This window comes from Paractinoplanes lichenicola, assembly GCF_016785085.1.
Lineage (GTDB): Bacteria > Actinomycetota > Actinomycetes > Mycobacteriales > Micromonosporaceae > Actinoplanes > Actinoplanes lichenicola.
This window is the reverse complement of record NZ_JAENHO010000003.1, coordinates 424833-443167: the sequence shown is the minus strand read 5'-3', so window position 1 is coordinate 443167 and position 18335 is coordinate 424833. Positions and strand designations below refer to the sequence as shown.

General features: G+C 69.3%; 18 protein-coding genes. 7 read left to right on the top strand and 11 right to left on the bottom strand.

What is annotated here, in order from left to right:
- Positions 1–96 precede the first annotated feature (96 nt).
- Positions 97–1140: a class II fructose-bisphosphatase gene (glpX, locus tag JKJ07_RS11085; protein WP_202991362.1), complete on the top strand. Its 1044-nt coding sequence runs from the start codon at positions 97–99 to the stop codon at positions 1138–1140.
- Positions 1141–1202: 62 nt separating this feature from the next.
- Positions 1203–1856, top strand: a complete 654-nt coding sequence (locus JKJ07_RS11080; protein ID WP_202991361.1) for a rhomboid family intramembrane serine protease — start codon at positions 1203–1205, stop codon at positions 1854–1856.
- Here JKJ07_RS11080 and JKJ07_RS11075 read toward each other — a convergent pair.
- The 3 genes from JKJ07_RS11075 to phoH2 all read right to left on the bottom strand — a co-directional run bounded on the left by JKJ07_RS11075 (position 1846) and on the right by phoH2 (position 5160).
- Complete coding sequence (locus tag JKJ07_RS11075) at positions 1846–2589, bottom strand: serine protease (protein ID WP_236028722.1); 744 nt, start codon at positions 2587–2589, stop codon at positions 1846–1848. The two genes, JKJ07_RS11080 and JKJ07_RS11075, sit on opposite strands and share 11 nt — an antisense overlap.
- A gap of 108 nt (positions 2590–2697) precedes the next feature.
- Positions 2698–3441: an aggregation-promoting factor C-terminal-like domain-containing protein gene (locus JKJ07_RS11070; protein WP_202991359.1), complete on the bottom strand. Its 744-nt coding sequence runs from the start codon at positions 3439–3441 to the stop codon at positions 2698–2700.
- 306 nt (positions 3442–3747) lie between these two features.
- On the bottom strand, positions 3748–5160 hold the full coding sequence (gene phoH2, locus JKJ07_RS11065) for an RNA 5'-3' helicase PhoH2 (protein ID WP_202991358.1): 1413 nt from the start codon (positions 5158–5160) through the stop codon (positions 3748–3750).
- A 269-nt stretch (positions 5161–5429) separates the two neighbouring features.
- Between phoH2 and otsB the strand changes: the two genes are divergently transcribed.
- Positions 5430–6236 carry a trehalose-phosphatase gene (otsB, locus tag JKJ07_RS11060; RefSeq protein WP_202991357.1) on the top strand — a complete coding sequence of 269 codons (807 nt, stop codon included), beginning with the start codon at positions 5430–5432 and terminating at the stop codon, positions 6234–6236.
- A 38-nt stretch (positions 6237–6274) separates the two neighbouring features.
- Here otsB and JKJ07_RS11055 read toward each other — a convergent pair whose 3' ends face one another.
- From JKJ07_RS11055 to JKJ07_RS11040, 4 genes are all read right to left on the bottom strand, one after another.
- The gene (locus JKJ07_RS11055) at positions 6275–7057 is read right to left on the bottom strand and encodes an isoprenyl transferase (protein ID WP_202991356.1); all 783 of its coding nucleotides are present in this window, start codon (positions 7055–7057) and stop codon (positions 6275–6277) included.
- 32 nt (positions 7058–7089) lie between these two features.
- Positions 7090–8208 (bottom strand): NAD(P)/FAD-dependent oxidoreductase, encoded by a 1119-nt coding sequence (locus tag JKJ07_RS11050; protein WP_438871396.1) that lies wholly within the window; start codon positions 8206–8208, stop codon positions 7090–7092.
- 372 nt (positions 8209–8580) lie between these two features.
- Positions 8581–9435, bottom strand: coding sequence for a hypothetical protein (locus tag JKJ07_RS11045; RefSeq protein ID WP_202991354.1), 855 nt, complete (start codon positions 9433–9435; stop codon positions 8581–8583).
- A gap of 22 nt (positions 9436–9457) precedes the next feature.
- The gene (locus tag JKJ07_RS11040; protein WP_268919128.1) at positions 9458–11287 is read right to left on the bottom strand and encodes a phosphoenolpyruvate carboxykinase (GTP); all 1830 of its coding nucleotides are present in this window, start codon (positions 11285–11287) and stop codon (positions 9458–9460) included.
- Between the two features lie 270 nt (positions 11288–11557).
- Between JKJ07_RS11040 and JKJ07_RS11035 the strand changes: the two genes are divergently transcribed.
- Genes JKJ07_RS11035 through JKJ07_RS11025 form a run of 3 tightly spaced genes read left to right on the top strand, consistent with a single transcriptional unit; the run spans position 11558 to position 13457 of the window.
- Positions 11558–12316, top strand: a complete 759-nt coding sequence (locus tag JKJ07_RS11035; RefSeq protein ID WP_202991352.1) for a sigma-70 family RNA polymerase sigma factor — start codon at positions 11558–11560, stop codon at positions 12314–12316.
- Positions 12297–12908: a GtrA family protein gene (locus JKJ07_RS11030; RefSeq protein ID WP_202991351.1), complete on the top strand. Its 612-nt coding sequence runs from the start codon at positions 12297–12299 to the stop codon at positions 12906–12908. Before JKJ07_RS11035 ends, JKJ07_RS11030 begins: the two co-directional genes overlap by 20 nt.
- A gap of 27 nt (positions 12909–12935) precedes the next feature.
- Positions 12936–13457 carry a GtrA family protein gene (locus tag JKJ07_RS11025; protein WP_202991350.1) on the top strand — a complete coding sequence of 174 codons (522 nt, stop codon included), beginning with the start codon at positions 12936–12938 and terminating at the stop codon, positions 13455–13457.
- Here JKJ07_RS11025 and JKJ07_RS11020 read toward each other — a convergent pair.
- From JKJ07_RS11020 to JKJ07_RS11010, 3 genes are read right to left on the bottom strand one after another with little or no spacing between them, the layout of a single operon-like run.
- Complete coding sequence (locus tag JKJ07_RS11020) at positions 13390–14025, bottom strand: PH domain-containing protein (RefSeq protein WP_202991349.1); 636 nt, start codon at positions 14023–14025, stop codon at positions 13390–13392. The two genes, JKJ07_RS11025 and JKJ07_RS11020, sit on opposite strands and share 68 nt — an antisense overlap.
- A gap of 4 nt (positions 14026–14029) precedes the next feature.
- Positions 14030–14881: a biotin--[acetyl-CoA-carboxylase] ligase gene (locus JKJ07_RS11015; RefSeq protein ID WP_202991348.1), complete on the bottom strand. Its 852-nt coding sequence runs from the start codon at positions 14879–14881 to the stop codon at positions 14030–14032.
- Positions 14882–14903: 22 nt separating this feature from the next.
- Positions 14904–15905 (bottom strand): hypothetical protein, encoded by a 1002-nt coding sequence (locus JKJ07_RS11010; protein ID WP_202991347.1) that lies wholly within the window; start codon positions 15903–15905, stop codon positions 14904–14906.
- A 145-nt stretch (positions 15906–16050) separates the two neighbouring features.
- Between JKJ07_RS11010 and JKJ07_RS11005 the strand changes: the two genes are divergently transcribed.
- Entirely contained in the window at positions 16051–17613 is a 1563-nt protein-coding gene (locus tag JKJ07_RS11005) for an acyl-CoA carboxylase subunit beta (protein WP_202991805.1), read from the top strand.
- Between the two features lies 1 nt (position 17614).
- Here JKJ07_RS11005 and JKJ07_RS11000 read toward each other — a convergent pair whose 3' ends face one another.
- Entirely contained in the window at positions 17615–18283 is a 669-nt protein-coding gene (locus JKJ07_RS11000) for a M50 family metallopeptidase (protein ID WP_202991346.1), read from the bottom strand.
- Positions 18284–18335 lie beyond the last annotated feature (52 nt).

The window sequence follows — 18335 nt, the reverse complement described above, 5'->3', positions numbered from 1 at the left end:
CCATTGTTAACCATGTCGCTGACACGGGACTTTGCGCATCCGAACGTGTGAGGATCGGGTCATCCACCGGCCCCGCATCGTCGCGAGGAGGCGCCCATGCCCGCACGGTTCCCGCAAGATCTCGACCGCAACATCGCCCTCGATCTGGTTCGCGTCACCGAGGCCGCCGCGATGGCGGCGGGCCGCTGGGTCGGCCGCGGCGACAAGAACGGCGGTGACGGCGCGGCCGTCGACGCCATGCGCAAACTGATCAACTCGATTCAGATGCGCGGGGTCGTGGTGATCGGCGAGGGCGAGAAGGACGAGGCGCCCATGCTCTTCAACGGGGAGCAGGTGGGCGACGGCACCGGGCCCGAGGTCGACGTGGCGGTGGACCCGATCGACGGCACGACGCTGATGAGCAAGGGCATGCCGGGCGCGGTGGCCGTGCTGGCCGTGGCCGAGCGGGGCGCGATGTTCGACCCCAGCGCCGTCTTCTACATGGAGAAGATCGCCGTCGGGCCGGACTGCGCCGACGTCGTCGACATCAACGCCGGCACCGCCGAGAACCTCAAGCGGATCGCCCGGGCCAAGCGCTCCAGCATCTCCGACGTGACCGTCTGCATCCTCGACCGCCCGCGCCACGCGCAGCTGGTCGAGGAGGTCCGTCAGGCCGGCGCCAACATCAAGTTCATCTCCGACGGCGACATCGCGGGGGCGATCTCGGCGGCCCGGCTCGAGTCCGACGTGGACGTGCTGATGGGCATCGGCGGCACACCCGAGGGCATCACGGCGGCGTGCGCGCTCAAGTGCCTGGGCGGCACGATCCAGGCCAAGCTGTGGCCGCGCGACGACGCCGAGCGCGAGAAGGCGCTGGCCGCGGGGCACGACCTCGACCGGGTGCTGACCACCGACGACCTGGTCACCGGCGACAACTGCTTCTTCGTGGCCACCGGCGTGACCTCGGGCGACCTGCTCAAGGGCGTGCGCTACCGGTCGGGCGGGGCGCACACCCAGTCGATCGTGATGCGGTCCAAGAGCGGCACGATCCGGGTCATCGACTCGTACCACCGCCTGGAGAAGCTGGCCCTGTATTCGGCGGTCGACTTCGACGGCCACCTCCCGACGGTGACGCTCGGTGACAGCGAGCCCGTAATCTGAGAATTCGCTGTGGCAGGCCCGCCCGTTTGGCGGGCCTCGCCCTCGCCTGGAACTATCGAATGATGAGCTACGGGGCAGCCGAGGCACGCGCAGAGGCAGAGGCCAAGTTCGGCACCGACGCGTTCTACGCGTCGCTGGGCCGGGCCTTCGTGACGATGTGCGCCGTGATCCCGGTGCTCTTCCTGATCGAGGCGATCGACGTCGGCATCGGCGCCGGCCAGCTCGACGTGGCCGGCGGCATCATCCCGCACCGGGTCGACGGGCTCGACGGCGTGCTGTTCAGCCCGTTCCTGCACGCCGGGTGGGATCACCTCTATGGCAACGCCGTCCCGCTCATCCTGGTCGGCACGTTCGCGCTGGCCGGCGGCACCAAGCGGTTCATCTGGTCGACCTTCGTGATCATGCTGGTCAGCGGCCTGGGCGTCTGGTTCGTGGGCGATCCGAACAGCGTGGTCGTCGGGGCCAGCGGCGTGATCTTCGGCTATCTCGGCCTGCTGGTCATGCGGGGCCTGGTCGAGCGCTCGTGGTGGAACTTCGGGGTGGCCGCGTTCATCGGCCTGCTGTATTGGTATCAGCTCTACAACATCCTGCCGACCGACCAGCCCGTCTCGTGGCAGGGCCACCTGCTCGGCCTGCTGGGCGGCGTCATCGCGGCGATCCTGTTCCGCCGCAAGCGGGTCCGCCCGGCGAAACTCGACACGACGTTCAATCTCTGAGTTTCCGGACGGCCTTCTCGATCGCCGGACGAAACGTCGAGAGCTGCGTGTAGACGCCGGGGTAGCCGTCCCGCGCGCAGCCCAGGCCCCAGCTCACGATCGCCACCTGCACCCATTCGCCGTGCCGGCCGCGCCCGATCATCGGCCCGCCGCTGTCACCCTGACAGGTGTCCACCCCGGGCGACCCGGCGCACAGCTGCTCGTCGCGCACGAGCTTGACCCCCGCCTTCTGGTACGCCGTGGCGCAGTTGTCGTCGGGCACGGTGGGCACGGTGGCGTAGTGCAGCCGCTGCTCCTGCTGGATGGAGTCCTCGCGGGTCTGGCCCCAGCCCATCACCGTGTAGCGCCCGGCCCCGATCGGGTCCTGGGCCAGCGGCAGGGTCGGCAGGCGCAGCGGCCGGTCGAGCCGGATCACCGCCCAGTCGTCCCCGTGCACCTCGTCGACGAAGCCCTCGGCCCGGATCACCCGCTCGGACCGGGCGGTCTGCGCGCTCCGGGATTTGAGGTCGGCCACCCCCGCGGTGACCTCGATGCCGTCGTTCTTGCCGGTGCCGTCGACGCAGTGCCCGGCGGTGAGCACGACGCGCGGCTCGGTCAGCGCGCCGCCGCAGCCCATCGAGAGGCGCACCGCCCACGGGAACTTGCCCTGCGGCGCCACCAGGCCACCGACGACCGGGGTGGCGCTCACGCCGGCCTCGACGGGCCGGACGTCGGTCGTCAGCACGACGGTCATGACAGCGACCATGACCAGCGAAACGACATTTCGGACCATACAGACATTTGATCACAGTGAAACGGGCCGCGCGGTTCGCCGCGCGGCCCGTTCACGATGCCTGTCTACTTAGTACCAGCCCACGTCCTGCGAGTGACCCCAGGCGCTGCACGGAGTGCCGTAGCGGCCCTCGATGTAGCCGAGGCCCCACTCGATCTGGGTCGCCGGGTTGGTCTTCCAGTCGCTGCCGGCCGAGGCCATCTTCTTGCCCGGCAGGGCCTGCGGAATCCCGTACGCGCCCGAGCTCTTGTTGGTGGCCTTGTGGTTCCAGCCGCTTTCCTTCTTCCACAGCTTCTCGAGGCACGAGAACTGCGAGATCTTGAAGCCGGCGTCGAGCATCAGGGCGCAGCCGGTGGCCCGGTTGCCGCTGAACTCGTTGCAGGAGGCGGGGATGTCGCCGTCGAACTCCGGGGTGCCGCCCGAGCCGGAACCCGAGTCGGACTCCTCCTCCTTGGCGGCGGCCTCTTCCTCCGCCTTCTTCTTCGCCTCGGCCTCGGCGGCCGCCTTCTTCTGGGCGATCACCTTGCGCTCGGCCGTGTGCGCCTTGCCGGCGGCGGCCTTCGCGGCGGACGCGGCCTTCTCGGCGGCGTTGGCCTCGGTCTGACGCTGGAAGGCGCGAGCGGCAGCGTGCTCGGCCTGACGTTGCTTCAGCAGCTGCGAGTTGTCGACGGCGACCTGCGCGACGACGCTCGCTTCGGCGCTCTGCTGCTGGACTTCCCGGTCCTGTCCGAGGTAGATACCGCCGGCCGCACCCACTACCAGCAGGCTGACCGCGGTGACTCGTACTCCGACCCGGCTCCAGAGCCGATTCACGAAGCATCCCTTCGTTGGGGGCAATGACGCGACAGCCTCGCAGGGGGGCGAGACATGCCGCGAGCACCGCGACCCAACCGGGCCGGGACAGTGGCGCGAAGTCGATCTCCGACCGCGATGACCACGTTTGGCGCTCGCCAGACACCATGGCTCACGGTGAAGTGGATGTGAAATGACCAGGCGGTCTTGTGAACTTGCTCACAACGATTTCCGGCCCAAAACGGGTGAAAAAAACCCCGGAACCGTGTCCTCCGGGAGGGGAATCCGCACTCACGGCACGGATTCCCCTCACTACTCAGAGTTTCCTCAGAGGGGGATCTCCTCGAGCAGGTCGGTGACCACTTCGGCGATCGGCGACCGCTCGGAACGGGTCAGCGTGACGTGGGCGAAGATCGGGTGGCCCTTGAGCGCCTCGATCACCGCCGTGACGCCGTCGTGCCGGCCCACCCTGAGGTTGTCGCGCTGGGCCACGTCGTGGGTCAGCACCACCCGCGAGCCCTGGCCGATGCGGGACAGCACGGTCAGCAGCACGTTGCGTTCCAGCGACTGCGCCTCGTCCACGATCACAAAGGCGTCGTGCAGGCTGCGCCCGCGGATGTGGGTCAGCGGCAGCACCTCGAGCATGCCGCGGGCCATGACCTCCTCGACCACGTTGGCGTGGGCCACCGCGCCCAGCGTGTCGAACACCGCCTGCGCCCAGGGCGACATCTTCTCGTTCTCGGAGCCGGGCAGGTAACCCAGCTCCTGCCCGCCCACCGCGTACAGGGGACGGAAGACGATGACCTTTTTGTGGCGATTGCGCTCCATCGTGGCCTCGAGGCCGGCGCTCAGCGCGAGCGCCGACTTGCCGGTGCCGGCCCGGCCGCCCAGCGAGACGATGCCGATCGACTCGTCGAGCAGGATGTCGAGCGCGACCCGCTGCTCGGCGGAGCGGCCCCGCAGGCCGAACGCCTCCCGGTCACCCCGCACCAGCCGTACGGTCTTGTCCGGCGTCACCCGGGCCAGCGCGGACCCGCGCGGCGAGTGCACCACCAGTCCCGTGTGGCACGGCAGGTGCTCGGCCTCCTCCAGCTCCAGCTCCTCTCCCCCGTACAGGGAATTGACCTGGTCCTCGCCCAGCTTGAGGTCGGCCATGCCGGTCCACGTCGGATCGCTGGCCTGGCCGTGCCGATACTCGTCGGCCGTCAGGCCCACCGACGCCGCCTTGACCCGCAGCGGCATGTCCTTGCTGACCAGCGTCACCTCGCGGCCCTCGGCGGCCAGCCCGAGGGCGACCGAGAGGATGCGGGTGTCGTTCGAGTCGTTGCGGAAGCCTTGCGGCAGCACACTCTGGTCGGCGTGGTTGAGCTCGACCCGCAGGGTGCCGCCCTCGTCGTTGCACAGCACCGGCTCGTCGAGCCGGCCGTACTTGACTCGCAACTCGTCGAGGAAGCGCAGCGACTGCCGCGCGAACCAACCCAGCTCGGGGTGGTGACGCTTGCCCTCCAACTCGGAGATGACCACCAGGGGAATGATCACCTCGTGATCGGTGAACCGGCGGAACGCCGCCGGGTCGGACAGCAGGACCGAAGTGTCCAGAACGAAAACACGGCCCTGAGGGGCCGGTTCCGCGTCAGCGTGCCTGTCTCGGGACTGCCGCCCCGTTCGGGCCCGACTGGTGGAGACTTCGACGGCCGCGTCGCGGGAAGAGACGTCGGCGTCAGAACGGCGAGATGTCACAGGCCTGCTCCAGCGGCGGGCGTGCAACCCGGTACGCCCGCGGTCCGCCACCTCCGGCGCCCGTTTCCATGCACGGGGTCGGATTGCGGGGCCCCGTGGCGCACTTGTCGCAGGTCCGGGCCGGCCGGCTGGCTCGGGATGACCCCGTGCCATGACTCAAACGCTAGCGGTCAACTCCGCTACGCGGTAGTACGTAAAAACGGGTGACGCTCAACTCTTGGCTAATTTCTCTGACGTGCAACGGGACGTGCGGCAGGTAATCTGACGACGTGGCACAGACTCCGCGTCCGACCCATCCGCTGAGCATCGACGAGGCGTGGGCGTTCACCGCCGGCCAAGCCGCGTCGACCACCTTCTTTTTCGACTTCGACGGCGTCCTCTCCCCGGTCACCGACGACCCGGACGCCTCACAGCCGGCGCCCGCCGTCCTCGGCGTCCTCGAGCGTCTGGCCGGGGTCGTCAACCGCGTCGCCATCGTGTCGGCCCGGCCGGTCAGCTTCCTCCGCTCCCGGTTCTCGTCGCTGGAGCGTGTCGACCTCTACGGGCTTTACGGCCTCGAGGTGTGGCATGAGGGCGATGTCGTGACCAACCCGGCCGCCCTGCCCTGGGTGCCCGCGATGTCCGACCTCGCCGAGCAGGCCAAGGCCGAGCTGCCGGGCTCGATCCTGGTCGAATACAAGCGTCTCTCCGTGGCTCTGCACTACCGCACCGCCCCGGCCGAGGCGGCCACGGTCGAGCGCTGGGGTCACGAGCAGGCCGAGCGGCTCGGGCTGCGCGTGCAGGGCGGCCGCATGGTCGTCGAGCTGAAGCCGCCGGTCGATCAGGACAAGGGCATGGTCATCACCGAGGGCGTCCGTGACGCGGGCTGCGCGTGGTATTTCGGGGATGACATGTCCGACATCAAGGCGTTCGACGCGTTGCGGGCCCGCGAGGCAGTCGACCCGTCGTTCTTCGGGGTGGCCGTCGCCGTGGCCAATCCGGAGACCGGCGCCGAGGTGTCCAGCGCGGCCGACCTGACCCTGGACTCACCCGACGCGGTGGCCGAGTTCCTGCGGCAGGGGCTGGAGCGCTTCTAAGTCCCGTAGCGGCGCCGGCGGCTGCCCCTACGACCGGCTCAGGCTCCGTAGCGGCGCTGCCGGCTTCCGTACGATCGGAGTGCCCGCAGGAAGTCGATGCGGCGGAAGTCGGGCCAGTTGGCGTCGTGGAAGTAGAACTCCGAATGCGCCGACTGCCACAGCAGGAAGCCGGAGAGCCGCTGCTCGCCGCTGGTGCGGATGACCAGGTCGGGATCGGGTTGCCCGCGGGTGTAGAGGTGCTCGGCGATGTGCTCGACGTCGAGGATCTCGGCCATCTCCTCGATCGTGCGCCCGGCCGCGGCCTGCTCGTGCAACAACGAGCGGACGGCGTCGGCGATCTCACGACGGCCGCCGTAGCCCACCGCCATGTTGACCTCGACCCCCACCGTACGGTCACGGGTTTTCTCCTGGGCTGCTTTGAGCGCCACGGCCGTGGGGGCGGGCAGCACGTCGAGGGCACCCACCATGCGCAGCCGCCACGGGTTGCCGTCCTCGGCGAGCTCGGTCGCGAGATCCTCAATGATCTTGAGCAGCGGGTCGAGCTCGACGGCCGGGCGCCGCAGATTGTCGGTGGCCAGCAGGTAAAGAGTCACGTGCTTGATGCCGGCCTGGTCGCACCAGGTGAGCAGCTCCTTGACGCGGGCCGCGCCGACCCGGTGACCGTCGTTGGGGTCGACGAAGCCCATCTCACGGGCCCAGCGACGATTGCCGTCGCACATGACGCCGACGTGCTGGGGCACGGGTTTGCCGGCCAGCTTGCCGGCCAGCCGCCGTTCGTACACGCGGTAGAACGGAGTAACAATCAAGGACCGCAGACTCATCGCCTCAAACCCTAGCCCTCACGGGTAGCGACTCAAGGGGTGGCCACATGACGGTGACCTAACCGGGAGGCGATGCGCCCGATAGTGCGAAGATCGAAAACCCCGTCACCGAGGCCCAGGTCCACCATCCGGTCGAAGACGGCGGCATCCCGGGCAGCCGCGTCCACCGCGGCGTCGACCACGCGCGACTGACGGCTGAGCAAGGCCGCGAACCCTGAGTGCCGCAGATGCCGACCGAGCCGCTGCCGCAGGGCACGGCGATAGTCGGTCTTGTGTGCGGCCGCCCACCCGGCCAGCGAGCCGGACAGCACGGCATAAAAGATGCCTTCACCGGTGAACGGGTTGATCAGCGACAGCGCGTCACCCGCGAGCAACACCCGCCCCCGTACGGCCGGCGGCCGCCGAGTCGACAGCGGCAGGTGGTGGCCTCGCATTCCGGTCGGGCTACCCACGCCGGGCAACAGCCGATCGAGCGACTCCAGCAGGTACGACCTGGACAGCGGCTCGCCCCTGAGCACCTCGCCGTAGCCGACATTGGCGGTGCCGTCGCCGAGCGGAAACTCCCACGCGTACGCGGGCCACCGCCGCCGGGTTGTGACGATGACCTGCTCGGTGGTGTTGGTGGTGCGGGTGTAGCCGCGAACGGCCACGGCCAGGTGGCCCGGCGGGTTGACGGCGTGACCGAGCGCGCGCCGCACCACCGACCCGGCGCCGTCGGCCCCGATGAGCACACCGGCCCGGAACTGACCGTCGATGGTGACACCCGCGCCGTCGTCGTGGATCGCCCGGACGGTGTGCCGCCGCAGCTCGGCCCCCGCGGCGACGGCTGCCCGCACGAGCCGCTCGTCGAAGACCTTGCGCGGCACGGTGTGGGCGGCGCGGGGCATGGGGCGGGCTACCGCCACGCCGCTGGGGGCGATGAGACGTAGGCGCTCGATGGGTGGATAGCCGTCGGTCACACCCTCGACGCCGAGCTGCTCGAGGACGGTTATGGCCTCGGCCGCTATGCCGTCGCCGCAGGTCTTGTCGCGGGGGAAGGCGGCTTTGTCGAGCAGCAGCACTCGTGCGCCCTCGCGCCGCGCGGCCAGGGCGGCCGCCGACCCGGCCGGCCCCGCCCCGACGATCGCTACGTCAAATTTCTCCACACACATTCCGCCCATTTAGGACATTCCTCAAGATCGCCTGTACGGCCATCCCTAACCCCCACCCGCCTCGGGGAGCTGGTGGGGTGACCCTACGCGTTGTCAAGCGGCAGGAACGAGTTATCCACAGGTGCAGGCGCCAATCCGTTGCCGAGCAAAAAATTGTCCACAGGGAGCACGGCATTTACGCGGTGGCGAGTTGCGAGTTTGTTCACCGGCAGCGCGGTGCCAGGCTTCGAGTCTGCTCACCGCGAGCACGGCAACAAGCGATACCGAGCTGCTCACCGGAAGCACGGCAACAAGCGATAACGAGCTGCTCACCGAAAGCACGCCAACCACACGAAGCCGAGCCACGAGTTTGCCTGCCCGGAGGCACGACACCTATGCGTTGTTGAGCGACGTAGATTTCCGGGACAGACTCCCGGCCCGGTAAAGGGCGAACCAAGTAAGAGCCGCAGCCGCCACAAGAGGCCCGCCGTCGCGGATCAGCCCGTCCGTCCCGAGCAGTAGGTAGCAGAGCGGCAAATCCCAGACCAGCACCAGCAAGGTCAGCCAGCTCAAAGCCCGCCGCGCCCCCGCCTTGCCGCGCATCAGGAAGATGGTGCACAGCAGCACCGCGTAGCTCACCGCGATGCCGGAGCCCACCCAGAACAGGACGCCGAGCAGCCATGATGGACGGTCGCGGAGTTCGCCGAACGAGATCAGGGCCGGGACCAGCATCAGGGGGCTGTAGGTGAACGCCGCGATCCGGGCGGTCAGCAGCCAACCGGTCACGGGCGCGCGGCGCGGGGTGGCTTCCTGGACGGTCAGGCCCGAGCGGGTCAGGACGAGGCGGTTGGGGTGGCGTACGAGGTGGTCGCGAACCACCGGGTGGCGGTAGAGCAACGCGACCACGGCGACGCACAGCACGAACAGCACCGCGAAGCCGATCACGCCGGGCCACGGGGGCAGGCCGGAGCGGGGAACGATGAGGCGGCCGACCGCGAAAATCGTGGTGACGGCCAGGATCAGGCCGAGCGGGCGGGCCACGGCTCGGTCGCGGCGGACCTGGCGGATCAGCAGCAGCCAGCCGAGCGTGCGCAGCAGCGCCCAGCCGGTGCGCACCGCGAAGCCGAAGCCGTGCGACGGGGCGTACAAGTAGTTGAGGATCTCGACCACGACGGTGGCGGTGGCCGTCGCGAACAGCAGGGCGGTCAGCGCGCGCAGCACGCGGGGCCGCCCCGCTTCGTTCGTCACCTACGCGGGTTTACCCCGCCGCTCAGTCCTGCAAGCGTGCCCGCAGCGCGTCCAGCTCGGACCAGAGCACGGCCGGCAGTTTGTCGCCGAACTTGGTGAACCATTCGGTGACCTGCGGAATCTCGGCCAGCCACTCGTCGCGGTCGACGCGCAGCACCGCCTCGAGCGCCTCGTCCGACAGATCCATTCCCGTACGGTCGATGGCCGCCACCGTGGGCACGTGGCCGATCGGGGTCTCGACCGCCTCGCCCTTGCCGTCGAGCCGCTCGACGACCCACTTGAGGACGCGGCTGTTCTCGCCGAAGCCGGGCCACAGGAACCCGCCCTCGTCGTCGCGGCGGAACCAGTTGACGTAGAAGATCTTGGGTAGCTGGGCCGCGTCGCCGGGGGCGCCCTTGGCCATGTCGAGCCAGTGCTGGAAGTAGTCGCCGGCGTGGTAGCCGATGAACGGCAGCATCGCCATCGGGTCGCGGCGCACGACCCCGACCTGGCCGACCGCGGCCGCGGTGGTCTCGCTGGACAGGGTGGCGCCCAGATAGACCCCGTGCACCCAGTCGCGGGCCTCGGTGACCAGCGGGATCGTCGTCTTGCGGCGGCCGCCGAAGAGGATCGCGTCGATCGGCACGCCCCGGGGGTCGTGGTATTCGTCGGCCAGGATCGGGCACTGCTCGATGGGCGTACAGAATCGGCTGTTGGGGTGGCTCGACGGGGCGTCCGAATCGGGGGTCCAGTCCTCGCCGCGCCACGAGCGCAGGTGGGCCGGGGGCTGACCCATGCCCTCCCACCAGATGTCGCCGTCGTCGGTCAGGGCCACGTTGGTGAAGACCGAGTTGCCGCGGGCGAGCGTACGCATGGCGTTGGGGTTGGTGTGGAAATCGGTGCCGGGCGCCACGCCGAACAGGCCGAACTCGGGGTTGGTGGCCCACAGCCGGCCGTCGGAGCCGAAGCGCATCCACGCGATGTCGTCGCCGACGGTCTCGACCTTCCAGCCGGGCAGGGTGGGCTCGAGCATGGCCAGGTTGGTCTTGCCGCAGGCCGAGGGGAAGGCGCCGGCGATGTAGCGGACCTGACCCTCGGGCGAGGTCAGCTTCATGATCAGCATGTGTTCGGCCAGCCAGCCCTCGTCGCGGGCGGCCACGCTGGCGATCCGCAGCGCGTAGCACTTCTTGCCGAGCAGTGAGTTGCCGCCGTAGCCGGAGCCGTAGGACCAGATCTCGCGGGTCTCGGGGAAGTGCGAGATGTATTTGGTCTCGTTGCACGGCCACGCCACGTCCGCCTGGCCCGGTTCGAGCGGCGCCCCGACCGAGTGCAGCGCGGGCACGAAGTCGGCGTCGTCGCCCATCGCCTCGAGCACCGCGGTGCCCATCCGGGTCATGATGCGCATGCTGGCCACCACGTACGGGCTGTCGGTGAGCTCGACGCCGAACATGGGTTGCGGGGCGTCGAGCGGGCCCATGCAGAACGGGATCACGTACATCGTCCGGCCGCGCATGCACCCCCGATACAGCTCGGTCATCGTCGCCTTCATCTCGGCCGGGTCGGTCCAGTTGTTGGTGGGACCGGCGTCGGACTCGTCGACCGAGCAGATGAACGTGCGTTCCTCGACCCGGGCCACGTCGCCGGGGTCGGTGCGCGCCCAGAAGGAGTTCGGCTTCTTCTCCGGGTCGAGACGCACCAGCGCGCCCGAGTCGACCAGGGAGTTCGTGATCTCGTTCCACTCGTCCTGCGACCCGTCGCACCACACGATGCGGTCGGGGGTGGTCAGGGCGGCGGCCTCCTCGATCCAGGCGAGAAGGCGACGGTGCTCGGTGGGCTGCGTCAAGGCGGTTCTCCTTCGGTCGGCACTGACCAATGACCACAAAGGCCGGTAGCAGCCGGCCTGGGTCTTGGGTGGAGTTCGCTCAGCCTAGGCGGCGGACACGTTCAGTTCATCGGCCGTTGCTGTGGATAACCGCACAATCCTCGGCCAGCGTGCGCGTAGACGATTGATCCTTCGCCGAACGGCGCAGTTTTGTGCAGGACCGCCAACGGGTGCCGTGCGGTCGACTTTCACAAAACGGACCTAACGGCTTAAGCTGGTCGGTATCGGGCTTTCCTCTTACTCCCGCCGCAGGAGGCAGGAATGACGATGCCGGACGACGATCCACCGGACACGGACCTGTTGGCCGCGGTCCGGGCCGGCGACACCGCGGCGTACGGGACTCTTTACGAGCGGCACCGCGGTCCGGCCCGCCATTTCGCGTACGGGCTGGTCAGTCACCCGGCCGACGTCGACGACCTGGTGGCCGAGACCTTCGCCAAGGTGTTCGCCTCGCTCCGGGCCGGCCGTGGCCCCCTGGTCGCCTTCCGGGCCTACCTGTTCACCACCATGCGGCACGTCTGTTACCACCGGGCCCGGCGCGACCGGCGGCTCGAGTTCACCGACGACCTGACCCGGTACGACGAGGGCCAGCCCTACACCGACCCGGCGCTCGACCGCCTGGAACGCACGTACGCGGCGGCCGCGTTCCGCCAGCTCCCGGAGCGCTGGCGTGACGTGTTGTGGCAGACCGCCGTTGAAGGGAACAGCCCGGCCGAGGTCGCCGGGATGCTGGGCATGACGCCCAACGCCGTGGCAGTGCTCGCGCACCGGGCGCGGGAGGGGCTGCGCAGCCTCTATCTGCAACAGCACGTGACGACGGCCGAGCACCCGGAGTGCCGCTGGGCCGGCGACCGGCTGGGGGTTCACCTGCGCGGGCGGCTTGCCCCGCGGGACAGCAATCGAATGCGCGTACATCTGAGGTGGTGTGGTGAGTGCCGGAAGAGAGTTGCGGAGATCGCCGAGATCAGCGAGATCCACCCTCCGTACCGGCAGCGTCACCATGCGAGGTCCAGCGGTTAAGACTCGCCAACGAAAACAGCGGTCCGTGACTGCCGCCGGTACGCTCGAAACCGTGCCCGACGACTCAGCGACGCAGCCCACCGGCCTGCGTCCCCGGTTCCGGGCACTGATTCGCGAGCTCGGCAAGTTCGGCACCGTGGGTGGCATCGCGTTCGCGATCGACGTCGCGATCTTCAACGTGCTGCTGCAGTCCGGCTTCGAGACCCTGATCGCCAAGACCATCTCGACCGTCATCGCGACCACGTTCGCGTTCGCGGGCAACCGGTTCTGGACGTGGCGTGATCGCGCCCACGCCCACATGGCCCGGCAATACACGATGTTCTTCGTGCTCAACGCCATCGGCCTCGGCATCGGCCTGGCCTGCCTGGCGATCAGTCACTACGGTCTCGGGCAGCTCTCACCGATCTTCCAGACCCAGCTCGCGGACAACATCTCGGGTCAGCTGGTCGGCACTGCCGCCGGCTCGCTGTTCCGTTTCTGGTCGTATCGCCGGTTCGTCTTTCCGGACACGACCCCAGCGGCCACGCCACCACGACAGGAACACCGGGCAGCCGGCATGCCTCCGCCCTCGCCTGTCCGTGACACCGCGTGACCGTCCCCTCTCCCGTAAGGTTGACCAATGCCCTCAGCACGTGAGCTGGCGGACCACCTGCGCCGTCTCGCCCCGGAAGTCCTCGCCTTCGGGGTCATCGGCGCCGGCAACACGCTGCTCTACATGGCGATCACGTGGGTCGCGCTGCCCATCGGCGCCGTCAAGGCCAGCGTCATCGCCACCGTGGTCACCACCACGCTGGCGTACATCGCGAACCGCTACTGGACGTACCGGAACCACAGCCGCACCGCCCTGCGGCGGGAGTACACGCTGTTCTTCGGCTTCAATCTCGTCGGCATGGTCATCCAGTCCGGCTCGATCGCCATCGGCAAGTACGGTTTCGGCCTGACCGAGCAGCACGACGAGGTCGCCTTCATGGCCGTCACGCTGATCGGCATCGTGATCGCCACGGTCTTCCGGTTCTGGGCCTATCGCACGTTCGTCTTCCTCAAGCCGCCCGTCGACGGGCACGAGGCCGACCTCACCGAGCTCGACGCGGTGGCGGGTCTGGCCGAGCTGAGCGCCGAGGATCCGCAGCCGTCCCGCTAGCCCCGGGCCGCCTCCGGAAAAACCCCTTCCGCTGTACGGGCACCTCCGGCTCGGCTTCCTCTTCCTCGTCCTCCGGATGCCGGACGCGGTCCTGCTCGATCAGCTCGTAGAGCAGCGTCTGCACGCTCTGGGCGCGGGGCACGGCGAGCAGGGTCACGGCCTGCTCGCCGATCGAGTCGATCTTGAGGGTGCCCGAGCCGAAGAGGCGATCGAGCACCGACTGGGTCACGACGTGGTCGTTGATCCGGTTGAGCGGCAGGTCCCGCCGCTCGCGGGCGATCACGCCGTCCTGCAGCAGGATCCGCTCGTCGGTCAGCACGTAGTGGGTGCACCGCCAGATCACCAGCGGCGCCACCCCGTACCGGATGCCCTGATAGAGCATGATGGCCGCGACCACCAGGAAAGCGATCAGCCCGCCCTCGGTGCTGGGCAGCATCACCCAGGCCACGGTGGTCACCACGACCGCGAGCAGCACCAGCAGGCCGGGGCGCAGGGCCGCCTTCCAATGGGGATGCAGGTGCAGGACGAGTTCTTCCTCGTCGGCCAGCACTTCGTCCGGGAACGCCACGCGGTCAGCGTACGTGCAGCACGTCACCCGCCGAGACACGATGCACCGCGCCGTCCGCCGTCCGGACGATCAATTGGCCGTCCCGGTCCACGTCGGTCGCCTCGCCGGTAAGGGGCTCGCCCGCGGGCAGCAGCACCCGCACCTGCTTGCCGATCGTCGCGCAGCTCCGCCGGTACGCCGCGAGCAGGCCGGACATCTCCGCGTCGCCGCCCGCCTCGCGCCAGCCCGAATACCAGGAGGCGAAGCCGCGCAGCAGGGCCCGCAGCAGCGGGTCGCGATCGGTGACGGCGGCCCCGGCCACCTTGAGCGAGGTCGCGGGCAGGCCGGTGGTCTCGGGCAGCTCCTCGGCGCGGGTCGTCACGTTCAGCCCGATGCCGACCACCACGGCGTCGCCGGCCACCTCGGCCAGGATGCCGGCGCACTTCCCGCCGCCCACCAGCAGGTCGTTGGGCCACTTGAGGGCGGCCTCGACCTCGGCCACCCGCTCGGCGGCCTCGCGCAGGGCCACCCCGGCCAGCAGCGGCAGCCAGGCGAACGAGGCCGGCGTCAGGGCGGCCCACTCGCGCTCGCGATCGGCCTGGCCGGGACGCAGCAGCACGCTCACCGTGAGCCCGGCGCGGGCCGGCGAGGTCCACTGGCGGTCACGCCGGCCCCGGCCCGCGGTCTGCTGCTCGGCCACGACGACCAGCCCCTCGGGCTCGCCCCGGGCGGCCGCCGCGGCGACGTCGGCGTTGGTCGAGGCGGTCGCGGCGCGCACGTCGACCCGCGACCACAGGCTGCCCAGCGTCACGAGCGCACGGGCCAGGGAACGCTCGGACAGCGGTGGTCGGTCGAGATCCGTGAACGGCGAGGCCATGGGGCCGAGCCTAGCGCCGGGGTCAGCGGGGCGGCGGTTCGGCCGCGTGGCGGCTGACATACATCGTCGTGCTGCGGTCGACCGGCTCCGCCGAGGGGCGCGGCCGCGGGCGGGGGCGACGCCGGCTGGCAGGTGGCGGGTCGTCGGTCACCGCGGTGAACATCTGGGTGGACTCGGCCCGGCGGCGACGCGGCACGGAGTCGTTCTCGGTCCGCCATTCGCGGGCGGCCGGTTCCTGATATTTGTCGTCCCGGGCGGACCAGCTGCGGGGCAGGCGGATGCGGTTGGCCCGGTCGCGGTCGCTGATCGGCGCCCGGTCGCGTCGCTTACGCGCGGGCGTACGGGGGGCGACGATCTCGGTCGGCTCGTGCTCGATCGGCGCCAGGTCGAAACCGGTGGACGGCTCGTAGTCGGGAACCGAGGGCAGCCGCTCGACCGCCATGGGCCAGCCGTAGCCCTTGGCCGAGGGCTCGGGGTCGGGCTCCAGATCGACCGGGATCGGGGTCCAATACTCGCCGGCCGGGGGCTCCTCGGGGACGTGACTGTATTCGGGGCGGACCCAGCCCTCGACGCGGTGGCCGTAGCGCTCCTCGCTGTACGCGGGCGCGACCTCCTCCTCGATGTCGTCCAGCACCAGTCTCAGCGCGGGTTCGAGCTCGGGCTCGTACGGCTCCGGGTCGTACGGCTCCTCGTACAGCGCCTCGACCTCGTACGGCTCCTCGACCGCGTACGGCACGTCGACGGGCTCATCCTCGTACGGGAAAAGGTCTTGATCCTCGGCGTGGGGAGCGCGCTGGTCGACGTCGGCTGGAAGGGCGGGAAGGGCGGCCGCCGCGACCGGCTCCGCCACTCGATCGCGGCGCCGGTTGCCCCGCGCGCGGCGCGACTTGGGCTGGATGCCGTCCTCCGCGTCGCTCCGGGCCCGCCGCCCGCCCCCGCCGAACAGCACGGTTCGGAAGCAGATCAGCGTGGCCAGCCCTCCGGCGATGAGGGCGATACCGGCCGCGGTCATCCAGTTCGTCACGACACAGGTAACGAATGGGGCATTGCGTGCGAAACGCGCACGGGCCGCCATGGCCCCTGGTAGCGCACTACGATCAAACTACTGACGAGTAGACCCTCGGGAAGCGTGAGGAACGAGCGTGACCACCCACCAGGACGACGACGTCGTGGCCGACATCCACACCACCGCCGGCAAACTCGCTGACCTCGAACGACGTACGGGCGAGGCCGTGCACGCCGGGTCCGCCCGCGCGGTCGAGAAGCAGCACGCGCGCGGCAAGAAGACGGCCCGCGAGCGGATCGCGATGCTGCTCGACCAGGGCTCGTTCGTCGAGCTCGACGAGCTGGCCCGGCATCGCTCGACCAACTTCGGCCTCGACAAGAACCGCCCGTACGGGGACGGGGTGGTCACCGGCTACGGCACGGTCGACGGCCGGCAGGTCTGCGTCTTCTCCCAGGACTTCACGATCTTCGGCGGCTCGCTGGGCGAGGTCTTCGGCGAGAAGATCGTCAAGGTGCTCGACCTGGCCATGAAGATCGGCTGCCCGATCATCGGGATCAACGACTCCGGCGGCGCCCGCATCCAGGAGGGCGTGGTCGCACTCGGCCTCTACGCCGACATCTTCTTCCGCAACGTGCGGGCCAGCGGCGTCATCCCGCAGATCTCGCTGATCATGGGCCCGTGCGCGGGCGGCGCGGTCTACTCCCCCGCGATCACCGACTTCACCGTGATGGTCGACCAGACCTCGCACATGTTCATCACCGGCCCCGACGTGATCAAGACGGTCACCGGCGAAGAGGTCGGCATGGAGGAGCTGGGCGGCGCGCGCACGCACAACACGCGCAGCGGAAACGCGCACTACCTGGCGTCCGACGAGGACGATGCGATCGACTACGTGCGGGCGCTGCTGTCCTACCTGCCGTCGAACAACCTGGACGACCCCACGATCTTCGAGATGCCGGCTGCCCTGTCGGCGACGGACGACGATCTCGCGTTGGACTCCCTGATCCCGGATTCGGCCAATCAGCCGTACGACATCAAGAAGGTCGTCGAGACGGTCGTGGACGACTTCCTCGAGGTGCAGCCGCTCTACGCGCAGAACATCGTGGTCGGCTTCGGGCGGGTCGAGGGGCGGCCGGTCGGCGTGGTGGCCAACCAGCCCATGCATTTCGCGGGCACGCTCGACATCGCGGCCTCCGAGAAGGCGGCCCGATTCGTCCGTACGTGCGACGCCTTCAACATTCCCGTGGTGACCTTCGTCGACGTGCCGGGATTCCTGCCGGGCACCTCGCAGGAGTGGGAGGGCATCATCCGGCGGGGGGCGAAGCTCATTTACGCGTACGCCGAGGCCACCGTGCCCAAGGTGACGGTGATCACGCGCAAGGCGTACGGCGGGGCGTACGACGTGATGGGCTCGAAGCACCTCGGCGCCGACCTCAACTTCGCCTGGCCCACGGCCCAGATCGCGGTGATGGGGTCGCAGGGCGCGGTCAACATCCTCTACCGCGGTGACCTGGCCGCGGCCGACGACCCCGCGGCGCGACGGTCCGAGCTGATCCAGGAATACGAGGACACGCTGGCCAACCCGTACATCGCGGCCGAACGGGGCTATGTGGACGCGGTGATCAGGCCGTCGGAGACGCGGGCCCAGATCACGCGGGCGCTGCGGACGCTGCGCACCAAACGCGAGACGCTGCCACCCAAGAAGCACGGCAACATCCCGCTCTGAGTCAGGCCGCCCCGGTGTGGCGCAGCATCATCGCGCCGCCATAGACGAGCGCGCCCAACGTGCCGATCCAGAACAGGAACAGCCAGACGACGTCGCCGATGTGGGTGTGCTTCTCCAGCAACTCCGGATCCTGCACACCCTTCTGCTGCCGGACGCCCCAGAACACGCGCGGGATCATCCGGGTGCTGCCCATCAGCATGAACCAGACCCAGACGTACGCGAAAACCAGCTGCACCTGGTCGGTGGCGCGGCTGACCAGCACCCAGAGCAGACCGACGGTGCCCGCGGCGACGAGCAGCCCGAACGCGTTCCGGGTCAGCACCAGCACAAAGATGCCGAAAACCAGGCTGAGCATGATGACCGCGCTGGGCTCGAAACCATGGACCAGCATCAACGCACCCGACAGACCGACCACGGACGGGCCCAGATAACCGGCCAGCAGCATGAAGACGCGGCCGAGCCCGCCGATCTCGATGTGGGTGGCGCCGCCGCCGTCGCTGGTGAGGTGCACCTTCTTCTTCAGCAGCTTCCCACCGAAGATCAAACCGATCAGCGCGTGGCCGCCCTCGTGCGCGAGCGTGATCGCATGATGCGTGATCTTGAAAAGGGGCATGGCCAGGACGAAGCCCACAACGGCCGTTGACCAGGCCAATCCCGGCGGAGCGTCCATGAGTCGGACGCTAACTCCGGTTTTTGAGCACCCCTATCGGATGATCGGCCGT

Excerpts from the sequence above, each read along its gene's own strand:
- JKJ07_RS11075 (WP_236028722.1), bottom strand. The coding sequence starts at position 2,589 with ATGACCGTCGTGCTGACGACCGACGTCCGGCCCGTCGAGGCCGGCGTG.
- JKJ07_RS11035 (WP_202991352.1), top strand. The coding sequence starts at position 11,558 with ATGACGATGCCGGACGACGATCCACCGGACACGGACCTGTTGGCCGCG.
- glpX (WP_202991362.1), top strand. The coding sequence starts at position 97 with ATGCCCGCACGGTTCCCGCAAGATCTCGACCGCAACATCGCCCTCGAT.
- JKJ07_RS11025 (WP_202991350.1), top strand. The coding sequence starts at position 12,936 with ATGCCCTCAGCACGTGAGCTGGCGGACCACCTGCGCCGTCTCGCCCCG.
- JKJ07_RS11050 (WP_438871396.1), bottom strand. The coding sequence starts at position 8,208 with ATGTGTGTGGAGAAATTTGACGTAGCGATCGTCGGGGCGGGGCCGGCC.
- JKJ07_RS11030 (WP_202991351.1), top strand. The coding sequence starts at position 12,297 with ATGCGAGGTCCAGCGGTTAAGACTCGCCAACGAAAACAGCGGTCCGTG.
- JKJ07_RS11015 (WP_202991348.1), bottom strand. The coding sequence starts at position 14,881 with ATGGCCTCGCCGTTCACGGATCTCGACCGACCACCGCTGTCCGAGCGT.
- JKJ07_RS11000 (WP_202991346.1), bottom strand. The coding sequence starts at position 18,283 with ATGGACGCTCCGCCGGGATTGGCCTGGTCAACGGCCGTTGTGGGCTTC.
- JKJ07_RS11055 (WP_202991356.1), bottom strand. The coding sequence starts at position 7,057 with ATGAGTCTGCGGTCCTTGATTGTTACTCCGTTCTACCGCGTGTACGAA.
- JKJ07_RS11080 (WP_202991361.1), top strand. The coding sequence starts at position 1,203 with ATGAGCTACGGGGCAGCCGAGGCACGCGCAGAGGCAGAGGCCAAGTTC.